This is a genomic window from Micromonospora inositola (assembly GCF_900090285.1).
GTDB classification, from domain to species: domain Bacteria; phylum Actinomycetota; class Actinomycetes; order Mycobacteriales; family Micromonosporaceae; genus Micromonospora; species Micromonospora inositola.
The window spans coordinates 3,516,539-3,537,439 of record NZ_LT607754.1 but is presented as its reverse complement, the minus strand read 5'-3'; the positions used below and the strand labels follow the sequence as shown (position 1 = coordinate 3,537,439).

General features: G+C 73.4%; 20 protein-coding genes. 5 read left to right on the top strand and 15 right to left on the bottom strand.

Translation table 11 applies throughout. The features are described 5' to 3' along the window. Window positions 1-100 precede the first annotated feature (100 nt). Entirely contained in the window at window positions 101-862 is a 762-nt protein-coding gene (locus GA0070613_RS16980) for a sulfite exporter TauE/SafE family protein (RefSeq protein WP_089013200.1), read from the top strand. An 85-nt stretch (window positions 863-947) separates the two neighbouring features. Here the strand turns inward: GA0070613_RS16980 and GA0070613_RS16975 are convergent, their stop codons facing one another. Further along, complete coding sequence (locus GA0070613_RS16975) at window positions 948-2,180, bottom strand: MFS transporter (RefSeq protein ID WP_089013199.1); 1,233 nt, start codon at window positions 2,178-2,180, stop codon at window positions 948-950. A 58-nt stretch (window positions 2,181-2,238) separates the two neighbouring features. On the opposite strand from GA0070613_RS16975, the gene GA0070613_RS16970 reads away from it, so the two are divergent. Continuing rightward, entirely contained in the window at window positions 2,239-2,718 is a 480-nt protein-coding gene (locus GA0070613_RS16970; RefSeq protein WP_089013198.1) for a MarR family winged helix-turn-helix transcriptional regulator, read from the top strand. Between the two features lie 52 nt (window positions 2,719-2,770). Here the strand turns inward: GA0070613_RS16970 and mctP are convergent, their stop codons facing one another. The 7 genes from mctP to GA0070613_RS16935 form a co-directional block, all read right to left on the bottom strand. After that, window positions 2,771-4,426, bottom strand: coding sequence for a monocarboxylate uptake permease MctP (gene mctP / locus GA0070613_RS16965; RefSeq protein ID WP_089013197.1), 1,656 nt, complete (start codon window positions 4,424-4,426; stop codon window positions 2,771-2,773). Next, entirely contained in the window at window positions 4,423-4,665 is a 243-nt protein-coding gene (locus GA0070613_RS16960) for a DUF3311 domain-containing protein (protein ID WP_089013196.1), read from the bottom strand. Before GA0070613_RS16960 ends, mctP begins: the two co-directional genes overlap by 4 nt. A gap of 151 nt (window positions 4,666-4,816) precedes the next feature. Then, window positions 4,817-6,037: a bifunctional RNase H/acid phosphatase gene (locus GA0070613_RS16955; RefSeq protein WP_089013195.1), complete on the bottom strand. Its 1,221-nt coding sequence runs from the start codon at window positions 6,035-6,037 to the stop codon at window positions 4,817-4,819. Between the two features lie 5 nt (window positions 6,038-6,042). Continuing rightward, window positions 6,043-6,780 (bottom strand): zinc ribbon domain-containing protein, encoded by a 738-nt coding sequence (locus GA0070613_RS16950; protein WP_089013194.1) that lies wholly within the window; start codon window positions 6,778-6,780, stop codon window positions 6,043-6,045. Beyond that, the gene (locus GA0070613_RS16945; protein WP_089013193.1) at window positions 6,770-7,642 is read right to left on the bottom strand and encodes a Nif3-like dinuclear metal center hexameric protein; all 873 of its coding nucleotides are present in this window, start codon (window positions 7,640-7,642) and stop codon (window positions 6,770-6,772) included. The genes GA0070613_RS16950 and GA0070613_RS16945 overlap by 11 nt, the downstream gene beginning before the upstream one ends. A 136-nt stretch (window positions 7,643-7,778) precedes the next feature. Continuing rightward, a complete protein-coding gene (locus GA0070613_RS16940) occupies window positions 7,779-8,360 on the bottom strand; it encodes a flavoprotein (RefSeq protein WP_089013192.1) in 582 nt (193 codons plus the stop codon). A gap of 16 nt (window positions 8,361-8,376) precedes the next feature. Continuing rightward, window positions 8,377-9,603, bottom strand: coding sequence for a helix-turn-helix domain-containing protein (locus GA0070613_RS16935; RefSeq protein ID WP_089013191.1), 1,227 nt, complete (start codon window positions 9,601-9,603; stop codon window positions 8,377-8,379). A gap of 213 nt (window positions 9,604-9,816) precedes the next feature. Here GA0070613_RS16935 and GA0070613_RS16930 point away from each other — a divergent pair, with 213 nt between their 5' ends. Then, complete coding sequence (locus GA0070613_RS16930) at window positions 9,817-10,488, top strand: bifunctional DNA primase/polymerase (RefSeq protein ID WP_089013190.1); 672 nt, start codon at window positions 9,817-9,819, stop codon at window positions 10,486-10,488. 110 nt (window positions 10,489-10,598) lie between these two features. Beyond that, a complete protein-coding gene (locus GA0070613_RS32105) occupies window positions 10,599-10,760 on the top strand; it encodes a hypothetical protein (protein ID WP_157746372.1) in 162 nt (53 codons plus the stop codon). 16 nt (window positions 10,761-10,776) lie between these two features. Here GA0070613_RS32105 and GA0070613_RS16925 read toward each other — a convergent pair whose 3' ends face one another. From GA0070613_RS16925 to GA0070613_RS16905, 5 genes are all read right to left on the bottom strand, one after another. After that, the gene (locus GA0070613_RS16925; protein WP_089015998.1) at window positions 10,777-11,499 is read right to left on the bottom strand and encodes an FAD:protein FMN transferase; all 723 of its coding nucleotides are present in this window, start codon (window positions 11,497-11,499) and stop codon (window positions 10,777-10,779) included. 61 nt (window positions 11,500-11,560) lie between these two features. Then, window positions 11,561-12,142 carry an FMN-binding protein gene (locus tag GA0070613_RS16920; RefSeq protein WP_089013189.1) on the bottom strand — a complete coding sequence of 194 codons (582 nt, stop codon included), beginning with the start codon at window positions 12,140-12,142 and terminating at the stop codon, window positions 11,561-11,563. 15 nt (window positions 12,143-12,157) lie between these two features. Beyond that, the gene (locus GA0070613_RS16915; RefSeq protein WP_089013188.1) at window positions 12,158-13,579 is read right to left on the bottom strand and encodes a ferredoxin reductase family protein; all 1,422 of its coding nucleotides are present in this window, start codon (window positions 13,577-13,579) and stop codon (window positions 12,158-12,160) included. Next, window positions 13,576-14,955, bottom strand: coding sequence for a DUF1501 domain-containing protein (locus GA0070613_RS16910; RefSeq protein WP_089013187.1), 1,380 nt, complete (start codon window positions 14,953-14,955; stop codon window positions 13,576-13,578). Before GA0070613_RS16910 ends, GA0070613_RS16915 begins: the two co-directional genes overlap by 4 nt. A gap of 8 nt (window positions 14,956-14,963) precedes the next feature. Continuing rightward, a complete protein-coding gene (locus GA0070613_RS16905) occupies window positions 14,964-17,006 on the bottom strand; it encodes a DUF1800 domain-containing protein (RefSeq protein ID WP_089013186.1) in 2,043 nt (680 codons plus the stop codon). 471 nt (window positions 17,007-17,477) lie between these two features. Here GA0070613_RS16905 and GA0070613_RS16900 point away from each other — a divergent pair, with 471 nt between their 5' ends. After that, complete coding sequence (locus tag GA0070613_RS16900; protein WP_089013185.1) at window positions 17,478-17,735, top strand: DUF3040 domain-containing protein; 258 nt, start codon at window positions 17,478-17,480, stop codon at window positions 17,733-17,735. Here the strand turns inward: GA0070613_RS16900 and GA0070613_RS16895 are convergent. Both GA0070613_RS16895 and GA0070613_RS34415 read right to left on the bottom strand, forming a co-directional pair. Then, window positions 17,625-18,776: an SWIM zinc finger family protein gene (locus GA0070613_RS16895; protein ID WP_089013184.1), complete on the bottom strand. Its 1,152-nt coding sequence runs from the start codon at window positions 18,774-18,776 to the stop codon at window positions 17,625-17,627. The genes GA0070613_RS16900 and GA0070613_RS16895 overlap by 111 nt on opposite strands. Continuing rightward, entirely contained in the window at window positions 18,773-20,722 is a 1,950-nt protein-coding gene (locus GA0070613_RS34415) for a DEAD/DEAH box helicase (protein WP_408631006.1), read from the bottom strand. The genes GA0070613_RS16895 and GA0070613_RS34415 overlap by 4 nt, the downstream gene beginning before the upstream one ends. Between the last annotated feature and the right edge of the window lie 179 nt (window positions 20,723-20,901).

Below are 20,901 nucleotides of genomic sequence, written 5' to 3'. Positions count from 1 at the left end.
TCATTTCCGCCCCGGCAGCCCACGCGGGGGGGCGTACCGGGCGCGCACCGGAACGAGCCGGAACTGCGCTGGCGGGTCGCGGGTACTAGCCTCCGGGACCATGGATCTCTCCGACGCCGCGCTCCTGCTCGCCGCCGGTCTCGCCGCGGGCACGGTGAACGCGGTGGCCGGGGGCGGTTCCCTCATCACCTTCCCGGCCTTGATCGCGGTCGGGCTGCCCCCGGTGCCGGCGAACGTCAGCAACTCGGTGTCGGTCTTTCCCGGGTACGTCGCCAGCGTCGCGGGCAGCCACGCGGACCTGCCGCCGGCCCGGCGGATGGCCACGCTGGTGCCCACCACGATCGCCGGCACCGTGCTCGGCTGCCTGCTGCTGCTGGCCACCCCGGCGCGCGCGTTCGAGCTGGTGGTGCCGTTCCTGGTGCTGGGCGCGACCGCCGTGCTGGCCTTCCAGGATCCGCTGCGCCGGCTGGTCGGTCACCCGGCCGGCCTGAGCCCGCGCCGCCGTACCGTCACGGTGCAGGCCATGGTCGGGCTCGGCGCGGTGTACGGCGGCTACTTCGGCGCGGCGCTCGGGGTGATGCTGGTCGCCGGCCTGGCCCTGGTGCTGGACACCACGCTGGCCCGGGTGTCGGCGATCAAGAATCTGATCTCCGCGGTGGTGGGGCTGACCACGCTGGTCGTCTTCGCGCTCTTCGGCCCGGTCAACTGGGCGGCCGTCGCGGTGGTCGCGCCGGCGACGCTGGTCGGCGGGTACGCGGGCGCCCGGCTGGTCCGCCGGCTGCCGCCGGTGGTGCTGAAGACCCTGATCGTGGTCTTCGGCACGGCGATCGGCCTCTACCTGCTCTGGCGCGCGCTGCGCTGAGACCGGCGCGGGTTGCCCTGAGATGCCGAACCGCCCGGGCGCGACGCTGCGCCGGGGCGGTTCGACCAGGGGCGGAGGGGAAAGCTCAGTACGCCTCGCCGACCGGCTCCTCGGGGGCGTGCTCGGCGTCCCGGGCGGCGCGGTTCCAGCGGGCCCAGAGCACCCGCTCGCCGTAGCCGGCCGCCATCACGTGCGCGAAGGCGAGGTAGACCAGCGCCCCCACGGCGAGCACCAGCGCACCCACCCAGAACGGCAGGGCGAGGCTGTGCTCGGCGAGCTTGCCGGAGATGATCGGGGCCGGTGCCGCGGCGCCCCACCGGACCAGGTTGAACGCGCCGGTGGCGATCCGCCGGTCGGATGAGCCGAGGCCCAGCGCGAGGTCGGTCAGGTTGGCGTTGGCGAGCCCCATGCAGAGTCCGGCGAGGACCAGGACGACGAGGGACCGAGCGGTGCTGTGCGAGGTGGCGAAAAGCACCAGGCAGACGAGCAGGCCGGCGAGGGCGACACCGATGGTCTGCACCGCTCCGATCCGGTGCGCCAGGCGGTGGCCGATCACCAGGATGCCGGCGGCGAGCCCCAGGCCCCAGGCGGTGAAGGCCAGCCCCAGCGGCACCACCTCGAGGCGCAGGAAGAGCGGGGTGTAGCCGAGCACCACGAAGAAGATGAAGTTGTAGGCGGCGGTCACCACGCAGAGCGCGAGGAACGCCGGCTTCCGGTAGGTGGCGAAGATCGACCGGATCTTGACGGGCGGCAGTTTGGTGTCCGGTTCGCGCAGCCTGCGGGACGCCACGGCGAGCGCGACGACCATGAAGACGCCACAGACGAAGAACGGCAGCCGCCAGCTCACGTGGCCGAGCAGACCGCCGAGCAGCGGCCCCACGGCGAACCCGAGGCCGAGGGCGGTCTCGAAGAGACCGACCACCCATTCCCGGTCGATGGCGAGGTTGACCAGGACGACCATGGCGGTGGCGAAGAACATCGCGTTACCCAGGCCCCACACGCCCCGCAGCACGGAGAGCTGCACGATGTTGTGGCTGAACGACGCGAGGACCGCGGCCAGGCCGACCACCGACACCCCGGTGATCAGCACGGGCTTGAATCCGAACCGGCCGCTGGCCAGGGTCGCGGGGATCATGCCGACGGCCATGAGCGCGATGTACGCCGTGAAGAGCAACTCGATCTGCCAGGCGCTGACCCCGATGTCGGCGCCGATGGCCGGCAGGATCGGGTCGACCACGGCGATGCCGGAGATCGCGAGGAACGCCACCGTGACGGTGGCGTAGATGGCACTGCGGTTGGGTTCGGATCGCCGATCCACTCCGCCTCCCAGGGCAGATAGCTGTATCGTACAGGTAATTCCGTTGTATCATACAGCTATGAAGGACGACCACACGACGGGAACGGCTCGGGACGAGGTCACGCTCGGTCGGATCGAGACCGAGGTGGCGCTGCTGCTGCGACTCGGGGAGGCCACCCGGCGGGGCACCGGCACGATGGAGCACCGGCTGCTGGACCGCGCGGCGTACGTGATCCTGCGGCACCTGGCCAACGCCGGCCCGCAGAACGTCTCGGCGCTGGCCGCGAAGCTAAACCTGGACGGCTCCACGGTCACCCGCCAGGTCTCGGCCATGCAGCGGGACGGCCTGATCGCCCGCGCCCCGGACCCGACCGACGGGCGCGGCACGGTGATCTCCGCCACCCACGCCGGCCTGCAACGGATGGCCGCCGTGCAGGCGGCCCGCACCCGCCTCTACGGCGACATCCTGGCCGACTGGAGCGCCGACGACCGGGAGACCCTCGCGGAGATGCTGCACCGCCTCAACGGCGCCCTCGAGTCCCGCAACCGGCGCCGCTGACGCCACGACGCGCCCCCGCCACCCGATCGGTGGCGGGGGCGCGTCGTCGGCCTCAGGCGACCGGCTCCCGGGCGGAGTCAGCGTCGCGCTCGGTGCCGGAGGTGACCCGGGGGTCGCCCTCGTCGGCGAAGTAGTCGTCCGGCGTGGTGTGGTCCACCCCGTCGGTGACCTTCGCGGCCCGCAGGACCAGGGTCAACAGCGCGGCCACCACCAGGTTGACCAGCACGGCCACGATGCCCACGTAGATCGTCTTCTTGGTGTCGAAGCCGAACTCGGAGAGCGGGAAGGCCGAGCCGGCGAAGTGCTTCTTCCCGGTCGTCGGATTCGCGACCTGGTAGAGCATCCACATGCCGAGCCCCATGCCGGCCACCCAGCCGGCGATCAGCGCGCCCCGGTGGAACCAGCGGGTGTAGAGGCCCAGCGCCACTGCCGGCAGCGTCTGGAGGATGATCACGCCGCCGATGAGCTGGAGGTCGATGGAGAACTGCGGGTCGAGGAAGATGATGAACGCCAGCGCGCCCACCTTGACCAGCAGCGAGGTCACCTTCGAGACCTGCGCCTCCTGCGCCGGGGTGGCGTCCCGCTTCAGGTACTCCTTGTAGATGTTGCGGGTGAACAGGTTCGCCGCCGCGATCGACATGATCGCCGCCGGCACCAGCGCGCCGATGCCGATCGCCGCGTACGCGACGCCGGCGAACCAGCCCGGGAACTGCTGGTCGAACAGCAGCGGCACCACGGTGTTGCTGTCCACGCTGCCCGCCTTGGCGCCCGGCAGCGGCTTCACCCCCGCCGCGATGGCCATGTAGCCGAGCAGCGCGATCAGCCCGAGCAGCAGGCTGTACGCCGGCAGCGCGGACATGTTCCGCTTGATCACGTCCCGGTTCCGGCTGGCCAGCACGCCGGTGATGCTGTGCGGGTAGAGGAAGAGCGCCAGCGCCGAGCCGAGCGCCAGGGTGACGTACTGGAGCTGGTTGTTGGCGTTGAGCAGGATCCCGTCCCCGGGGGCGGGTGACGCCTTGAACTTGGCGTCGGCCGCGTTGAAGATGTCGCCCCAGCCGCCCAGCTTGTACGGCAGGTAGATGATCGCCACCAGGATCACGATGTAGATCAGCGAGTCCTTGACGAAGGCGATCAGCGCCGGCGCGCGCAACCCGGACTGGTAGGTGTAGGCCGCCAGGATCGCGAACGCGATGATGATCGGCAGGTGCCGCGCGAGGGCGTTGTCACCCGTCACGCCCATCGTCTTGAGCACCGCCTCGATGCCGACCAGCTGCAGCGCGATGTACGGCATCGTGGCGACGATGCCGGTGATGGCGATCAGCAGCGCCAGGATCGGCGAGTCGAACCGGTTGCGGACGAAGTCGGCCGGGGTGACGAAGCCGTGCCGGTGCGACACGGACCAGAGCCGGCAGAGCACCAGGAACACCAGCGGGTAGATGACGATCGTGTACGGCACGGCGAAGAAGCCGGCCGCGCCCGCGCCGAAGATCAGCGCCGGCACCGCCACGAACGTGTACGCGGTGTAGAGGTCACCGCCGACGAGGAACCAGGTGATCCAGCCGCCGAAGTTGCGGCCGCCCAGCCCCCACTCGTCAAGGTGGGCCATGTCTCGCGGCGCCCGCCAGCGGGCCGCCACGAAGCCCATCGCGCTGACCAGCAGGAAGAGGAACGTGAAGACGATGATCTCGGTCAGGTGGTCGCGCATCACCGGTCACCCCGCTTCTTGGTCATCTGGTAGACCAGCGTGGTGGTGGCCACGCCGAGGATGATCCAGGCCAGCTGCAGCCAGTAGAAGCGCGGGAACCCGAACAGCCGGGGTGAGTCGGCGTTGAAGAAGGCCGGGATCAGCGGCACCACGATCGGTATGAAAAGCAACCAGTTCCAGGGACTGTGGTCCTTCGCCCTGGATCGCACCGAGGTCGGCGCCTCCGGTTCGGGTGCTGCCATGTGACACACCTCCGGGAAAGTCGTAACTCGCCATGTGACGGCCGGAGGCTACGACCCTGTGAGCGCGGTCACGTTCAGCGGTGCGACGGCGGTGCGCCGAACGGCGTTCCGGCTGCGCCGAGCGGTGACGGCCACCGCCCGGCGACCCTGGTCAGAAACCGGTGAGGTGGGCGGTGTCGTTGACCGAACGGACCGCGACGCCGCCGTCCGGATACAGGTCGAGCAGCGAGATGCCGGCGGTGTCCAGGTACAGCCGGTGCAGGAAGGCGTCGCCGGCCGTGAGGGCGTCACGCAGCACCAACTTGATCGGCGAGACGTGCGAGACCACCACCACGGTCTCCCCCGGGTACGCCGCGCGCAGCCGGTCGACGGCCCGGCTGGTCCGCTCGGCGACGGCGACGAACGACTCCCCCTCCGGTGGGGCGACCCGGGTCGAGGCGAGCCAGGCGTCCAGTTCGCCCGCCCAGCCCTCGCGCACCTCGGCGAAGGTGCAACCCTCCCAGGCCCCGAAGTCGCACTCGATCAGGTCGTCGTCGGGGCGTACCGGCGGGTTGCCGACGGCTGCGGCGATCACCTCGGCGGTGGCCGTACAGCGGGACAGCGGTGAGCTGACCACGGCCGCGACGGTCGAGGCGAGCGCGGCCACCCGGGCGGCCGTGGCCCGGGCCTGGGCCCGGCCGCGGTCGGTCAGCGGCACGTCGCCGCGGCCGGAGTAGCGCTTCTGCACGGTCCGCTCGGTCTCCCCGTGCCGGACCAGGATGAGCCGGGTGGCCTCCTCGGTGGGGCGCGGCTCCCAGGAGGCGGGGATGGTGGCCGGGTCGGTGCCGGTGGTGCGTCCGGTGGCCGCCCGGGCGGCCACCTCGCGGGCGGCCGCGCGGGCCGCCGAGTCGGGGCCGGCGACCTCGCGCGGCGGCTCCACGATCCGCGGCGGCGCGACGGCGGCCCGGCTCGGGGCCTTCCCGGCGGCGACGTCCATCGCGGCGTTGGCGAGGGCGTCGGCGTGCTTGTTGCGCTCCCGGGGGACCCAGCTGAAGCGGACGTTCGCGAACCGGGCGACCAGCCCGGCCGCCTGGGCGGCGAGCGGCCGCAGGCCCGGGTGCTTGATCTGCCAGCGGCCGCACATCTGCTCGACCACCAGCTTGGAGTCCATCCGCGCCTCGACCTCGGACGCGCCCAGCTCGGCGGCGGCCTCCAGCCCGGCGATCAGGCCGCGGTACTCCGCGACGTTGTTGGTGGCGGTGCCGATCGACTCGGAGCGCTCGGCGAGCACCTCGCCGGTCTCCGGGTCACGGACCACCGCGCCGTAACCGGCAGGACCGGGATTGCCCCGGGACCCGCCGTCGGCCTCGACCACGACCGCGCGCACCGCCACGGCGGCTACAGGCCCGACTCGTTGGTACGGACCATGATCCGCCGGCACTCCTCGCAGCGGACCACGTCGTCCGGGTCGGCCTTGCGGATCCGGGCCAGGTCGGCGCCGGAGAGCTCCAGTCGACACCCGCCGCAGCGGCCCGCGGTGAGCAGCGCCGCCCCGAGCCCGGTGTCCTCGCGGATCTTGTCGTAGAGGCCGACCAGGTCGGCCGGGAGGTCACCGACGAGCGGCTGGCGGGCCGAGCGCTTGAACTCCTCCTCCTTGCCGATCTCGGCGAGGCTGTCGTCGCGGCGCTGCTCCGTCGCGGCGCGCCGGTCCCGGGCCTCGGCCATCCGCCGCTCGATGCCGTCGAGCACCCCCTGCGCGGTCTCCCGCTGCTCCATCAGCTCCAGCTCGGCGTCCTCCAGGTCACTCTGCCGGCGGTTCAGCGAGACCAGCTCGTGCTGCAGCGCCTCCAGCTCCCGGGCCGGGCCGCTACCGGCGGCGAGCCGGGCCTCGTCCTTGCTCTTGCGCGCCCGCACCTGGTCGACGTCCTTCTCCAGCCGGGCGATGTCCCGGTCCAGGTCGTCGACGGCCACCTGGGCGCGGACCCGCTCGTCCTCCAGCGCGGAGAGTTCCCGCGCGAGGGCCTCCAGCTCGGCCCGCTCCGGCAGCGACCGGCGGCGGTGGGCGAGCTGGGCGAGGGCGGTGTCGATCGCCTGGAGGTCGAGCAGCCGGCGCTGCACCTTCGGGTCAGCCTTCACGGGCGGGGCTCCTTGTCGTCGGGACGGGTGCGGCGGCGTGCACGGTCCACGGGTCGGTGTCCAGGTCGGACACCACGGTCTCGACGCCCAGCGCGGCCCGCAGGTGGGCGGCCAGGTCGTCCAACCAGGGGCGTTCGGTCGCCCAGTGGGCGGCGTCCAGCAGGGCGGGGCCGCCGGCGGCGAGGTGCTCACCGGCGGGGTGGTGGCGCAGGTCGGCGGTGAGGAACGCGTCCACCCCGGCGACGGACGCCTCGGCGAGGAAGCTGTCCCCGGAGCCGCCGCTGACGGCGAGGGTACGAACCATACGCCCGGGATCCCCGGCGGCGCGAACTCCCCAGGCGGTGACGGGCAGCACCGCGGCGGCCTGCCGGGTCAGCTCGGCGAGGGTCATCGGGGTGGGCAGCTCACCGATCCGGCCGATGCCCCGCCCCGGGCCGTCGGCCGCGGAGCCGGGGCGCGGCCGGTGCAGCGGGCGCAGCCCGGTCAGCCCGAACCGGGCCGCCAGGGCGTCGGAGACGCCGGGATCGGCCACGTCGGCGTTGGTGTGCGCCACGTACAGCGCCACGTCCGCCCTGATCAACCGGTGGACGATCCGCCCCTTGTACGTGGTCGCGGCGACCGACGAGACCCCGCGCAGCAGCAGCGGGTGGTGGGCGACGATCATGTCGGCCCCGGCGGCGAGCGCCTCGTCCACCGTCTCGGGCACCACGTCCACCACGCAGGCGACCCGGCGTACCCCGGTGCTGGGCTCGCCGAGCACCAGGCCGACCCGGTCCCACTCCTCCGCCCAGGCGGGCGGGTAGCGGCCGTCCAGCACGGCCACCACGTCGGCCACGGAGGGCGGGGATCCCGTAGTGCTCACGGCCGGCCAGCTTACCGGCGCGGGGCGTGACACACGCCCTGGACCACCGGGACGCGCCCCGCGCACGACCGGGCGCCGCGCCGGCCGACCCCGGCGGACGACCCCGCCGCGCGCCCCGAGGCCATCGGTCCCCGGCTCAGCCGACCGGGGCGACCGGACGGCGCACGCCGCGCAGCGCCGCCAGGCCGGCGGCCCACGGAAAGGCGTCCAGATGGCGCTCCCCGGTGCCGGGCGGGTGCAGCGGTACGACGTGGTCGCCGAAGACCACCGCCACCCCCCACTCCCGCAGCCGACCGAGGCTGGCCCGGAACGCCGGATGGGCGGCCATCGCCATGTTCGTGTACGGCACCGCGGCGATCGGCAACCCGAGTCCCTGGCCCTCGATCAACAGCCCGAGGGCGAGGGTGTCGGTGATCCCTACCGCCCACTTGTTGACCGTGTTGACCGTCGCCGGGCAGACCAGCATCGCGTCCGCCGCCGGCAGCACGTCGGGATCGCCCGGGTTCTTGTAGTGGGTGCGGACCGGATGACCGGTCTGCCGGGCCAGCGCGGTCCGGTCCACGAACTTCGCGCCGTCCGGCGTGGTGACCACGCAGACGTCCCACCCGTCCTGCTGGGCCAGCTCGACCAGCCGACCCACGTGCCGAGCCAGCGGCGAACCGCAGGCGATGACGTAGAGCACCTCGCGGCGCCCGTCGCTGCTGCGCGGACCGTTCATTCGACCGGCACCACGCTCATACCCCGACTCCCATGTGCTCAGCCAACTCCGCGATCGGCGGAGGCGGCGTACCCCGGGTGCGACGGAGGACGTCCGCCATCACCTCGTGGGCGATCGGCCGGCAGCGGATCTCGGACGGCGCCAGCCGGTCGCCGCGCAGCAGCATCTCCCCCGCGTTCGCCACGTCGCCGAGCTGCGCGTAACCCCGGGCGATGTCCAGCAGGTGGTGCGCCCGCCGCTCGGGCAGCAGCGCGTTGAACGCCGGCTCGGCGATGGCGTGGTGGATCTCCACCGCCCGCCCGCCGTCGCCCAGCTCCACCGCGGCGGCGGCCCGGTGCAGCTCCAGGTTGGTCGGGCCGAACGAGGTCCAGTAGTGGTTCTGGTCGCCGCCGAGCAGCGTCGCCGCCTCCTGCGCGCCGGTGAGCAGGTCGTCCACCGTGGCGGAGTCGCCGATCCGGGCGGCAGCCATCGCGCCCTGAAGCAGCAGCATGCCGTAGACGGAGAGCCGGCCCGGGGAGGCGTCGTTGCCGCCGCCCGGGGCGAGCCGGTTGGCGATGTTGACGTTGAGTTCGAGCGCCGGCCGGGCCCGGCCCATGGCGACCAGCGCGTTGCAGACCCGGGTGGTGGCGATGCCGGCCAGCAGTTGGTCGTCAGCCCGCTGGGCGACCGCCATCGAACGGTCCGCGGCCAGCCAGGCCAGGTCGCACTCGCCGAGCTTGCGCAGCACCGAGGAGGCGATCTGGTAGACCTGCCCGAGCAGGTGGGCCGACTCCCGGGCCTGGTCGCCGCCGTAGCCGGCGTCGGCCGCCTGGGCGTCGCGCAGCAGCTTCGGCAGGGCGCGGGTGAGCATCCCGTAGCGGCCGTACTGGTAGGTGAGCCAGGCGTGGTTGACCGCCTTGCGCATGTCGGCCAGCGGCGGCGGGTACGGGGCGGCGTCGAAGTAGGCGCTCATCGAGTCGTACCGCTCCAGCGCGGCCCGGATCTCCTCGACCTCGACCTGGTCGATGCAGTTCAACGCGTCGGTACGCCGCTCCGGGTCCTTGCCGAGCAGCAGTTGGACGTCGACCTGGAGGATGTCGGCGATCTCGTAGAGGACGGAGAACTTGTCCAGCCGCCGGACGCCGCGCTCGACCTTGTCCACCCAGCTCTTGGACTTGCCGAGCCGGTCGGCGAAGACCTGCTGGGACATCTTGCGCCGGCCGCGCCAATATGCCACCCGTCGGCCTATGGGTAGTTCGTCCATCGTGTCCTCCCCCTCGCGGTGTCGGCCGATCTCCCCACGTCACCAGGTTTTCGCTGGTCGCACAGTCTGTACGTCAGCCATCCAGCCAGTCCTCGTACTTTTCGTGCAAGTTGCATGGGCCGTTCGTCAGCTCAACGATCGTGGGTTACGGCAGTGACGGCGTTCGACATGTGACGTGGGGACAGCCGGGCAGGGCAAGAGGAGATGGCACACATGTGGGGGAATGTCGGACCGGGCGTCGCTCACCTGTCGCTCCTGGAGCGGGTCCGGCTGCGCCGGGTCGCGGTCCGCTACGCCGGGCACGGCTGGGCGGTGACCCCCGGCGCCTGCCTCGCCAACAGCCGCTTCGTCTGCGGCCGGGCGGGCTGTCCCACGGTCGGCTGCCACCCGGCGCTGGAGAACTGGGAACAGGCGGCGACCGCCGACCCGGCCCGGGTGGTCACCTGGTGGCGCAGCCGCCCGCACGGGGTGCTGCTCCCCACCGGACGCTCCTTCGACGTGCTGGAGGTCTCCGCCCACCTCGGCCGCCACGTGCTGGACGCCGTCGCGACCCACCCCGCCGGCTTCGGAGTACGCGGGCCGGTCCTGGTCACCCCCACCGGCCGGTGGATGTTCCTGGTCCGCCCCGCCGACCCGCTCCGGCCCGAGCTGGAACACTGCTTCCACGTGGTCCGGCACGGCCCGGGCTCGTGGATCCCGGCGCCGCCGACCCGGCTGCCGGAGGGCGTCGTCCGCTGGGCCGTCGCCCCCGAACAGGCCCGCTGGCAGCTGCCCGACTCCTACCTGGTGCAGAACGCGCTGATCGACGCGTTACGGGCGGCCGGGGTGACGCTCGCCTCCGACCTGCTCCCCGGCCAACTACCGCTGCCGCGCCGCGGCTGGTGACCGACCGCCGCCCGGCCGGGTGAACGACCGCCCTGCGACAGCGACCCCGGCCGCGTCGACCTCGTTGAACCGGGTGACGGCGCACCGACGCCCGTGAGCGGGGGTAGACCATGTCCAGGGACGACGCGGCACGCCACACCGGCGGCACCGAGCCATGGCGGCCCCGGCGCCGCCCGTACGGCTGGGCCGGCACCCGCCCGTGGGGCACCCGCCCCGGCCGCCCCCGCCCGCCCGGCTCCCGCCCCGCCACCACCCACCGCCCCCTGCGCTGATCCCCGGGGCCCCGGATCAGTCGACGAGGGACAGGCGGGTGGAGTGGAGGAGGCGGGCGTCGTCGGTGACCACCGCGTGCCCGTGGTCCGGGAGGCGGTCCAGCCAGCCGATCCCGGACCGGCCCATCGCCACGGCGGCGGTGGCGTACGCGTCGGCGACCCCGAGGTCCGCGCCGACCACGGTGACCGAGCGCAGGCCCGGGGCGGGGGCGCCCCGGCGGGGGTCCAGCACGTGCTGACCGCGCTCGTACACCCCCGAGGTGGCCACCGCCAGGTCAGTGCCGCTGAGCACCAGGCAGGTGGCCGACGGGTCCCACGGGTGCCGGACGCCGATCCGCCACGGCTCGCCGGTCGCGGAGTGGCCGCGTACCCGCACGTCGCCGCCGGCGTTGACGCAGTGGTTGGGCGCGCCGGCGGCGAGCAGCCGGTCCGAGGCGACCTGCGCCGACCAGCCCTTCACGTAGCCGGAGGGATCCAGCCGCCCGGTGACGTACGCGTCGAAGAAGCCGTCGGTGGCGTCCCAGAGGTCGGCGCACCGCTCCAGCACCGCCCGCAGGTCCGCCGACGCCTCGGCGAGCGGCAGCTCACCCCGGTCGAACCGGCACACCTCGCTGTCCTCCCGGTAGGTGCTGAACCGGGCGTCGACCTCCCGGAGCCAACGGAAGGTCTCCTCGGCCAGCTGGTGCAGGGTCGCGGCAGGCAGGTCGTCGGCCAGGTCCAGGCTGATCGCCGTACCCATGATCTGCTCGACCCGGCGCAGGCCCGGACGGGCGCGCGACGCCGTCACCTCCACCACTGGCTCAGGCCTTGTCGATCGCGGCCTGGAGCGACTGCCGGTATGCGGTGCTGGTGTAGGTGGCCCCGGAGACGGTGTCCAGGTTGGCGCTCTGCTTCGCCACCACCTCCCCCGAAGTGCCGCTGTAGCGGGCCTGCACGTCGTCGCTGCGCAGGCCCGACTGCCCGCCCACCGGCATGCCGACGGCGGTGGCGTCGACGATCCGGGTCCCGCTCAGGGTGATCCGCACCTGCAGGGAGCCGTACTTGTAGGTGACCGACGGCCCGGTCACGGTACGGGTGCTCGGCCTGGGCGCGGTGGTGGTGGTCCGGGGCGCGGCCGTGGTCGCCCTGGCGGTGGTGTCGGTCTTCTTCGTGCCCGGGGTGCGGCTGGCCCCGGCGCTGGGCGGGACCGAAGGGGCCGGGCCGGAGGCGGAGCCGGGGGTCGGGGTCACTCCGGGCGCGGGCCCGGACGCGCCCGGCGCCACGGACGCCTGGTCGGCGGGCAGGTCCTGAGCGACCTGGCTGGCGCCCGGGGAACCCTTGAGCACCACCAGCGCGGCGGTGCTGGCGGCCAGGCCGGTGATCGCGAGGACGGCGCGACGCATTCCAGGAGTGCCTTTCTACAGCTCGAAGGTGGCCAGGTGGATCTGCCGGCGGGGGACGCCGGCGCGGCGCAGCACCCGGACCGCCTCGTCGACCAGCCCGGCGGGCCCGCAGAGGTAGACGTCGCGGCGGGTCACGTCCGGCACCAGCCGGCGCAGTCCCTCCGGGCTCATCACCTGGCGGGGGCCGGGATCGTCGCGGGAGCCGATGACGTACCAGACGGAGGTCCGCCGGGCCTGGGCCAGCCAGTCCAGCTCCGGATGGAGCAACACGTCGGCCGGGGTGCGGGCGCGGTAGATCAGCGCGGCGCCCGGCGGCAGCTCCTCCAGCATCGCCCGCAGCGGGGCGATGCCGCTGCCGCCGGCGATCAGCAGGGCGCGTTCCCGGGTGCGGTGGGCGGCGGTGAAGGTGCCCGACGGGCCCTCCGCCCAGACCAGGGTGCCCGGTCGGAGGTCACGCAGGTCGGCGGTGTGCCCACCGACGACCTTCACGGTCAGCCGGAGCCAGCGGCCGTTGGCCGCGGCGGAGAGCGAGAACGGGTGGGACTGCCACCAGCCGCCGACGTTGAGGAAACGCCAACGGAAGTACTGCCCGCCGAGCATGTCGATCTGGTTCAGCCGGCGACCGGTCAGGTAGATCGAGATGGTGTCGGGGCTCTCCGCCACCACGTCCGCGACCCGCAGCCGGTGCCGCAGGTTGAAGTGCAACGGGGCCACCACCCGACCCCAGATCAGCGCGGCGAGGACCAGGAGGTACGCGGCGATCCAGCCGGTGCGGACCGGCCCGGGCTCGTAGAGCTGGGCGCCGTTGCTGAACTGGTGGCCGAAGCCGAGCAGCAGGGCGGCGTAGCTGGTCAGGTGCAGGTGGTACCAGAACTCGTAGGGCAGGACGGTGCGGACCGCCCGGATGCCGGTGAACCCAACCAGCACCATGATGCCGGCGGCCACGAACGCGGAGACCATGTCCTCGTAGTCGCGCAGCAGCGAGCCGACCTCACCGAGGATAGACTTCTCCTCCAGGCCGGCGTAGGCGACCACGATCAGCGAGAGGTGGGCGAGCACCGCGACGAGCAGGGTGGCGCCGACGTCCCGGTGCAGGCGGGACAGCCGCTCCCCGCCGACCCAGCGTTCCAGCACGCCGAGCCGGCTCATCATCGCCACCTGGACCAGCAGCAGGTAGCCGGCGACCAGGCCGGTGATCCGGCCGGCCGCGGTGAGGTCGTCGGTGGTGCCGGCGAAGGAACCGGCCGGGGTGTCCAGCCACCAGGGCAGCACCGCGGCCACCAGGCCGAGCCAGAACAGGGCCACCAGGGCCCGCCGGCCGCCGGCCCCCCGGCGGGGCAGCGCCGGCGGCGGGGGTACGGGGGCAGCCGAACGGCCGCCGTACTCCGGGGAGGTCCCGGTACGGCGGCCGGCGGCGCAGGTGTCCTGATATGTCACGCGTACAACTTCATGGGTACGTATTTCTGCCGGGGGAAGACCTTGTCCACTTCCGCCGTGGTGAGGCGGAACCGGCCCTGGGCCACGGACCCGTAGACGTTGAACATGTTGTTGTACTCGGGTACGTCGCCCGAGTCCAGATCGTTCAACCCGTTCCACCTGCCGAGCAGCGACCCGGCGAGCTTACGCCCGGACAGGATCGTCACCACCCCACCGTGCCCGTGGTCGGTGCCGCCGCCGTTGGACCCGACCCGGCGGCCGAACTCGCTGGACACCATGATCGTCACGTCGGCGGCACGGTCGCCGAGGTCGGTGAAGAACGCGGCCATCGCGGCGGCCAGCTCGTTGAGCCGCCGCCACAGGTTCCCGCCGTCCTGGGTGCCCTGGTTCTCGTGGGTGTCGTAGCCGCCCATGCCGACGGTAGCGACCCGCACGTTCGCCCCGCCCTTGATCAGCTGGGCGAGCTGCTGGAACGCGTACCCGACGCCCTCGTACTTCACCCCGGCGGCGGCCTGGTACGGCTTGGCGGCGAGCTTCTGGGCGGTGGCCAGCGCGCCCATCCCCTCGATGACCGCCTCCTCCACCGGGTGGTTGATCCCCGTGAACAGCCCGCGGATCGCCCTCTCGGTGGCGGCCCGGTACTTCTCGTCGCCGTTGAGCCGCAGCTCACCGACGCTGGTCAGGGAGAGCGCGCCGTTGACGCCGACCAGCGACCGGGGCAGCGTGCTGCCGATGCCCACGCTGCGGAACGCGGTGCCCTTGCCGAGCGCGTCGACCAGGCTGTCCAGCCAGCCCCGGCCACCGGTCTCGCCCGGCAGGCCGCCCAGGTTGCAGGCGTCGGCGGCCTGGAAGTGGCTGCGGGACAGCCGGGGGTCGGAGACCGCCGGGACGAAGCCGAGTTGCCCGGCCCTGAGCCACTTCTCCAGCGGGGCGAAGGCGCTGGTCAGCTTGAAGCCGCGGCCCAGGGCCAGCGAGTCGTTGCCGAGCAGCAGGTCCGGCCGGGCCTTGCCGAGGACCGGGTCGTCGGCCGGGGCGACCAGGCTCAGCCCGTCCAGCCCGCCGTAGAGGAAGACGTGGATCAGGGTGCCCGTCCTGGTCGCCGCGAAGGACGCCGAGGTGGTGACGAACTGGGCGGTGGCCAGCGCGGTGGCGGTGGCGGCGGCCCCGGCGACGAAGGTGCGCCGGGTGACGCCGCGCCCGTCCTGCTGGGCCTCCTCCAGCTCCTCCAGCCGTCGGTAGCGGTCCGCCTCGGCGGCGTTCTCCGCCGCGACGATGTCGACCTCCGCGCGCAGCAGCGCCTCGGCCGGGTTGTCGGCCAGCCGCCGCAGGTCCGGGCATTCGGGGTGCAGGGGATACGAGTACACGGTCTTCTCCATCGAATGCCTCACCGGAGGTGGTGCTGGGGGGAAGCGAGGATCGTCCGCGCGACGGCGGCGACGGCCCCGTTGAACGTGGCGTCGACCTTCGTGGTCGCCGGGACTCCGGCGACGCCGAGGATCAGTGCCTTCTCCTTGCCGCTCAGCTTCTGGTGCACCAGCCGCTCGGCCAGCTCGTCCACGTACGCCCCGGCGGTGGCCGGCGGGCGCGCCACCAGCTTCTCCGGCGCGGTGTAGGTGAACTGCTTGCGCCAGCCGCCGAGCAGCTCGCCGGCCTCGTTCCAGCCGTCGACCATGGTGCCGGCCGAGGTCCAGGCGACGTAGACGTCCGCGTAGCCGTCCGGGGTGGGCTTGCCCATCGGGTACTGGCCCAGCTCGCGCATCTTGTCCTGGATCTGCCGCAGGCCCTGCGCGTACGGGGTGCGCCGGTTGTCGCCCTGGAAACCGGGCGACGCCTCCGGCCGGACCCCGAGGGTCCGGTAGGTGGCGACCAGGTACTCCATCGGCCGGCGCACCTTCTGGCCCACCGCGGCCCAGAACTCCGACGAGCTGAAGAGCGTCATCAGCACCGGCTTGATCAGGCCCTTGTTCGCCGCGTAAGTCTTGGCCAGGCGGTCCACCAGGGACTTGGGCGGGGTGTCCGAGACGAACCGGGTGGCCAGGCTGCGGGCCACGTACCGGGCCGTCGACGCGTGCAGCGCGAGGTAGGCGATGTACTGGTCGATCACCCGGTCGGCGACCTTCGGGTCCGCCGAGCTGTTCGGGTGGCTGAAGCCGAGGATCTTCACCCTGCCCACGTAGTGCCGCTCCGGGTGGAAGACGTACTTCCCGTCGGCGACGCCCCGGCCGGTCTGCAGCATCGCGGCCTGCCGGACGTCCTTCTCGGTGTACCCGCCGTCGACGCCGACCGAGTACAGCTCCAGGTTCTCCCGGGCCAGGTTCTCGTTGACCGCGTCCTTGCGGGAGTCGACCTGATTCAGGTAGAGCAGCAGCGCCGGGTGCTTGTTCGCGGCGATCAGCATCTCCGGGTAGCTGCCCAGGGCGTGGGCCCGGACGACGTCCCGGTCGAACGAGTTGCGGTAGACCTCACCGCCGTCGAACTCGGCGGCGACGTGCAGGAAGTCGTTCCAGAAGTCGACCATCACCTCGAAGAGCTGCCGGTCGGACCAGATCTGCCGGGCGATGGTCCCGTCGATCATCTCCCGCTCCGGCTGGGCGCCCCGCTCGTTGAGCTGGTCCCGCTGGTCGCGCAGCTGCTGCGGGGTCAGCTTCAGGGTGGGCAGCTCGGCGAGCTTCAGCTCGGCCCTGGTCGGGGCGATCTTCTCCGGGTCGAGCTGCCGGCGCAGCCAGCCGTCGATGCCGAGCCGCTTGATGTCGGCCAGCACCTTCGGGGTGGCGCCGAAAGTGGCCCGGCTGGCCAGGTGCCGGACCGGGTCCTTGGCGAGCACGGTCTTCACGGTCACCCGGGTCGCCGCGGCGGCGGCCGCCGGGCCGTCGAAGACCCGGCCGCCGGTCGGGGAGTTCCGCTTCAGCGCCGCGCCGGCCCGGGAGCCCATGTAGCTCTCGTTCTGCTCGGTGTAGGTGCGCACTGTGCTCGGCTGCTGCCCGCTGGGCCGGGCGGCGGTGCCGTCGGTGACCACGGTGCCGGTGGCGTCGCCGGCCACCGGGTCGTCCCGGAACAGCCCGCGCACCTGGGGGGTCATGGCGAGGGCGGCCCCGCCGGCGACGACCGCCGCGCCGCCGAGCGCGGCGAGGGCGCGCCGCCGACCGCGGCGACCCGGCTCGCCGTCATCGTCCAGGTTGGGCAGTCCCGCGCCGGGCGCCGGGGCGTGACCCTGGCGGCCGAAGCCGTCCGGGCCGACCCACTGCGATCCCTGGCCGGGGAGGGTCGTGGTGGCACGGCGGTACCCGGCGGGTCCGCCGTAGCCGGCGGCGGGGGCGTACGTCGTCGCGTGGTCCAGGTCGCGGTACCCGTCCGAGGTGGGGTGCTGTCGCCCGTCCCACCCGCGGTCGTCCCGGGGTCGACGTGGTGGCACATTCTGGTCGGCCATGTACCAATCCCGTTTTCTTCGAGCGCCGGCACGCCTGCGACCGGGGAGGACATCAGGGGCGGCGACTGTTGCCGGAGGAGTTGTACGGAAAGTAGCCACGTGTTCCCCGGCGCTCAAGGCGGCCGGAAGGCGCTCCGGAGGGCACTTAAGACGGTGCTCATGCCCCGGCCGGGCGGTCGGTCCGGCACCGCCCGGGCGGCGTCATCCCAGCAGGGTCGACGTCGCCCCCGAACGCCGGGACGTAACGTTTTCGACCGCCGTGGCGCTGCTTGCGCCGTTCAACGGCACAGGCAAACTTAAGGCGCGGATAAGCCTGCGCTGAGGTCGTCCGACCGGAAGCTGCCCACCCGCGCCGAGCCGCCTCCACCTCCCCACCGCCGTGGCCGAAAGTGGCAGCTGGAGCAGCGCGTGACCCGCCTCCGTTGCGGGTATGCCGACGAACCGCTGAAGCCGTGAGGGGAAGGCACCGCCATGCTCAGCAAAGAGGATCAGCGCAGGTTCGAGCAGATCACCCGCCAGCTGCGGGAGAGCGATCCGCAGTTCTTCGCCCGGCTCGACCATCGGGCGCGCGCCCGCCGGGGCCGGTACCTCATGCTGTTGACGATCGTGCTGTGGGCCTCACTGCCGGCGATGACCGTGCTGGCCGGGCGACTGGCCGGCGCGATCTGCGCCGTGGTGCTGCTGGCGAACGCCGGTCTGATGTGGCGATTCCGACGGCGCTGGCTGTGACCGCGCCGACCCCGACCGGTCGGTGGGCGTCGCCTCCGCAGAGCCGGTGGTGGGCAGGTCCGACCGGGGCCGGCCGAGGTCCCGGTAGGCCCGGCGCAGCCGTTCGACCAGCCCCGGGCCGCCGATGGCCGGCCCGGGCGGGCCGAGCTGGCGCAGCAGCAGGTCGGGGGCGGTCGCGAGGGTCGGTGGCCGGTCGGGCACCGGCACCGGCGCCACCCAGAACCGGTCGACCGGGTCGGCCGGCGACGCCGCGGGCAGGGCGCCGAGCACCCGGGCCGCCCCGGCCGCCGTCGACCGTCCGGTCGGCGCCGGACCGGCCGTCGGGGTGGACGGGCGGCTCGTCGCCGGCCCGGCCGGGTCCGGACCGGACCGTGCCGTGGCCACGTGGGCCCCACCGGTCACCGTCTCCGGCGTACCGGTTTCGCCGGCGGCGGCACGCAGCATACGGAGCCGGTCGAGCAGCTCGGCCCGACTGCGGCCGCGCCAGTGCAGGAGCTGGAACGGGTCGGCGTCGAAAGCCTCGGCGAGCAGGTAGAAGGTGGCCGCGAGATGCTTGCACGGCACCGCGAAGTCGGGGCAGCCGCAGCGCTGGGTCAACTCGTCCACGGTGGACGGGAAGAGCGGCGCGCCCGCCCCGGCGAACAGCTCCTCCAGCTCGGTCGGGAGGTCGCCGGCGAGGAGCCGGGCGCTGAAGAACGCCTGCCCGGCGAGTTCCGCCTCGATGCGGGCCCACAGCTCGACCGGATAGGCGGCCAGCTCGATCCGCACCGGGTACGGGTCGGGCCGGGAGCCCTGCACGGCGGCGGTGACCAGCCCGGGGGCGATGTCCAGCCGGAGCACCTGACCGCGGCGCGCGTACGCCCGGCCCCGGGTGAGCCGGGTGCCGAGGGCGAAGGACTCCAGCACCTCCAGGAACCGGCGAGACCACCAGGACTGCCCGATCGCGCCCCGGGTGCTGCGCGCCCGCAGGCCGCCCTCCACCCGGCGCGGCGGCCCGAACTCGGCGAACCGCCCGCTCGCGTTCCCGTCCGGGGTGGTCACTCCACCACCGCCCCGGACTCCAGGGCGAACAGCTCGCGCAGCGCGCCGGTGGAGAGTTCGGTGACCCACTGCTCCCCGCTGCCCACCACGCGCCCCGCCAGGCTCCGCTTGTCGGCGATCATGGCGGCCACCTTCTCCTCCACCGTGCCGGCGGAGACGAACTTGCGGACCTGCACGCGGCGGCGCTGGCCGATCCGGAACGCCCGGTCGGTGGCCTGGTCCTCGACGGCCGGGTTCCACCACCGGTCGACGTGCACCACGTGGTTCGCCGCGGTGAGGGTGAGCCCGGTGCCGCCGGCCTTGAGCGAGAGCACGAAGAGCGGCGGTCCGTCCGCGGACTGGAACCGGGTGACCAGGGTGTCCCGGTCGGCCTTGTCGACGCCGCCGTGCAGGAAGAGCACCTCCCGGCCGACCCGGGCCGACAGGTGGCCGCGCAGCATGCCGCCGAACTCGGCGTACTGGGTGAACAGCAGGGCCTTCTCCCCCGCCGCGAGGACCTCGTCGACGATCTCCTCCAGCCGCTCCAGCTTGCCGGAGCGGCCGGGCAGCGGCGAGCCGTCGCGCAGCAGCTGCGCCGGGTGGTTGCAGACCTGCTTGAGGCGGGTCATGGTGGCCAGCACCAGCCCCCGGCGCTCCATCCCGTCGCTGGACTCGATCTTCGCCAGCATGTCGTCGACCACCGCCCGGTAGAGCGCGGCCTGCTCGGCGGTGAGGTTGCAGAGCACCTCCATCTCCAGCTTCTCCGGCAGGTCGGAGATGATCGACGAGTCCGTCTTGAGCCGGCGCAGCACGAACGGACCGGTGATCCGGCGCAGCCGGCCGGCCACCTCGTCGTCGCCGTGCCGCTCGATCGGCTCGGCGAACTTCTTCCGGAAGGTGGCGGCCGGGCCGAGCAGTCCGGGATTCGCGAACTGCATGATCGACCAGAGGTCGGCCAGCCGGTTCTCCACCGGCGTACCGGTGACCGCGACCCGGTGCCGCGCGGGCAGCGACCGGACCGCCTCGGCCTGCCGGGTCGACGCGTTCTTGATCGCCTGCGCCTCGTCCACCACCACCCGGTGCCAGTCGATGCCGGCGAGCGCGAACGCGTCCCGCGCCGCCACCGAGTAGGTGGTCAGCACCAGGTCCGCGCCGTGCACGGTGGTCCGGAACTCCGCCCCCCGGGCCCGCTCGGCCCCGTGATGCACGTGTACGCGCAACCCGGGCGTGAACCGGGCCGCCTCCCGCTGCCAGTTGCCGACCAGCGACATCGGACAGACCAGCAGGGTCGGTCCGGCCTCCGGCGGATCCCCGGCCAGCAGGGCGAGCAGCTGCACGGTCTTGCCCAGCCCCATGTCGTCGGCGAGGATCCCGCCGAGCCCGAGCGACTGGAGGAAGGCCAGCCAGGCCAGCCCCCGCCGCTGGTACGGCCGCAGCGTGCCGTGGAACCCGGGCGGCGGGTCGGCCGGCGTGAGCCGCCGCTCCGCGGCCCCGGCGAGCAGCTCGCCGAGCGCGCCATCGGCGCTGACCTCCAGCACCGGCAGCTCGTCCGCCCGGTCGGTCTCGGCGAGGCCGAGCCGGAGCAGGTCGGCGACGGTCAGCTCCCCGGTCGAGCGGAGCAGCCGGAGGCCGGCGGCGAGCCGCTTCGGGTCCAGCTCGACCCACTGCCCGCGCAGCCGGACCAGCGGGGACTTCAGCTCGGCCAGGGCGGCCAGTTCCTCGGCCGTCAGCGGCTGGTCGCCGAGGGCGACCTCCCACCGGTAGTCGACCAGCGCGTCCAGCCCCAGCCCGCCGGAGGCGGCGGCGACGGTGCCCGGGGCGGTCCGGCTCCGGGCCCGCAGCCGGGCGCCCAACCGCGTCGACGGCCGCCGCCACCAGGACGGCAGCAGCACCCCGAAGCCGGCCGCGTGCAGCACCGGCGCGCCCTCCCGCAGGAAGCGGTGCGCCCCCTCCGGGTCCAGCTCCATCCCCTCCGGCGTGGCGGTACGCAGCGCGTCGTCCAGCTCCGGCCAGAGCCGGCTGGCCCGGCCCAGCTCGGCGAGCAGGGTCTCCTGCGGGTCTGCGACGGCGAGCGCGGGCAGGCTCCCCGGTGACCGCCACACCTGGCCCGCCTCGATCAGCAGCCCCGGCTCGTCGGCCGGTTGCA

Excerpts from the sequence above, each read along its gene's own strand:
- GA0070613_RS16980 (WP_089013200.1), top strand. The coding sequence starts at position 101 with ATGGATCTCTCCGACGCCGCGCTCCTGCTCGCCGCCGGTCTCGCCGCG.
- GA0070613_RS16970 (WP_089013198.1), top strand. The coding sequence starts at position 2,239 with ATGAAGGACGACCACACGACGGGAACGGCTCGGGACGAGGTCACGCTC.
- GA0070613_RS16960 (WP_089013196.1), bottom strand. The coding sequence starts at position 4,665 with ATGGCAGCACCCGAACCGGAGGCGCCGACCTCGGTGCGATCCAGGGCG.
- GA0070613_RS16940 (WP_089013192.1), bottom strand. The coding sequence starts at position 8,360 with ATGAACGGTCCGCGCAGCAGCGACGGGCGCCGCGAGGTGCTCTACGTC.
- GA0070613_RS16935 (WP_089013191.1), bottom strand. The coding sequence starts at position 9,603 with ATGGACGAACTACCCATAGGCCGACGGGTGGCATATTGGCGCGGCCGG.
- GA0070613_RS16930 (WP_089013190.1), top strand. The coding sequence starts at position 9,817 with ATGTGGGGGAATGTCGGACCGGGCGTCGCTCACCTGTCGCTCCTGGAG.
- GA0070613_RS32105 (WP_157746372.1), top strand. The coding sequence starts at position 10,599 with ATGTCCAGGGACGACGCGGCACGCCACACCGGCGGCACCGAGCCATGG.
- GA0070613_RS16925 (WP_089015998.1), bottom strand. The coding sequence starts at position 11,499 with ATGGGTACGGCGATCAGCCTGGACCTGGCCGACGACCTGCCTGCCGCG.
- GA0070613_RS16920 (WP_089013189.1), bottom strand. The coding sequence starts at position 12,142 with ATGCGTCGCGCCGTCCTCGCGATCACCGGCCTGGCCGCCAGCACCGCC.
- GA0070613_RS16910 (WP_089013187.1), bottom strand. The coding sequence starts at position 14,955 with ATGGAGAAGACCGTGTACTCGTATCCCCTGCACCCCGAATGCCCGGAC.
- GA0070613_RS16905 (WP_089013186.1), bottom strand. The coding sequence starts at position 17,006 with ATGGCCGACCAGAATGTGCCACCACGTCGACCCCGGGACGACCGCGGG.
- GA0070613_RS16900 (WP_089013185.1), top strand. The coding sequence starts at position 17,478 with ATGCTCAGCAAAGAGGATCAGCGCAGGTTCGAGCAGATCACCCGCCAG.
- GA0070613_RS34415 (WP_408631006.1), bottom strand. The coding sequence starts at position 20,722 with ATGGAGCTGGACCCGGAGGGGGCGCACCGCTTCCTGCGGGAGGGCGCG.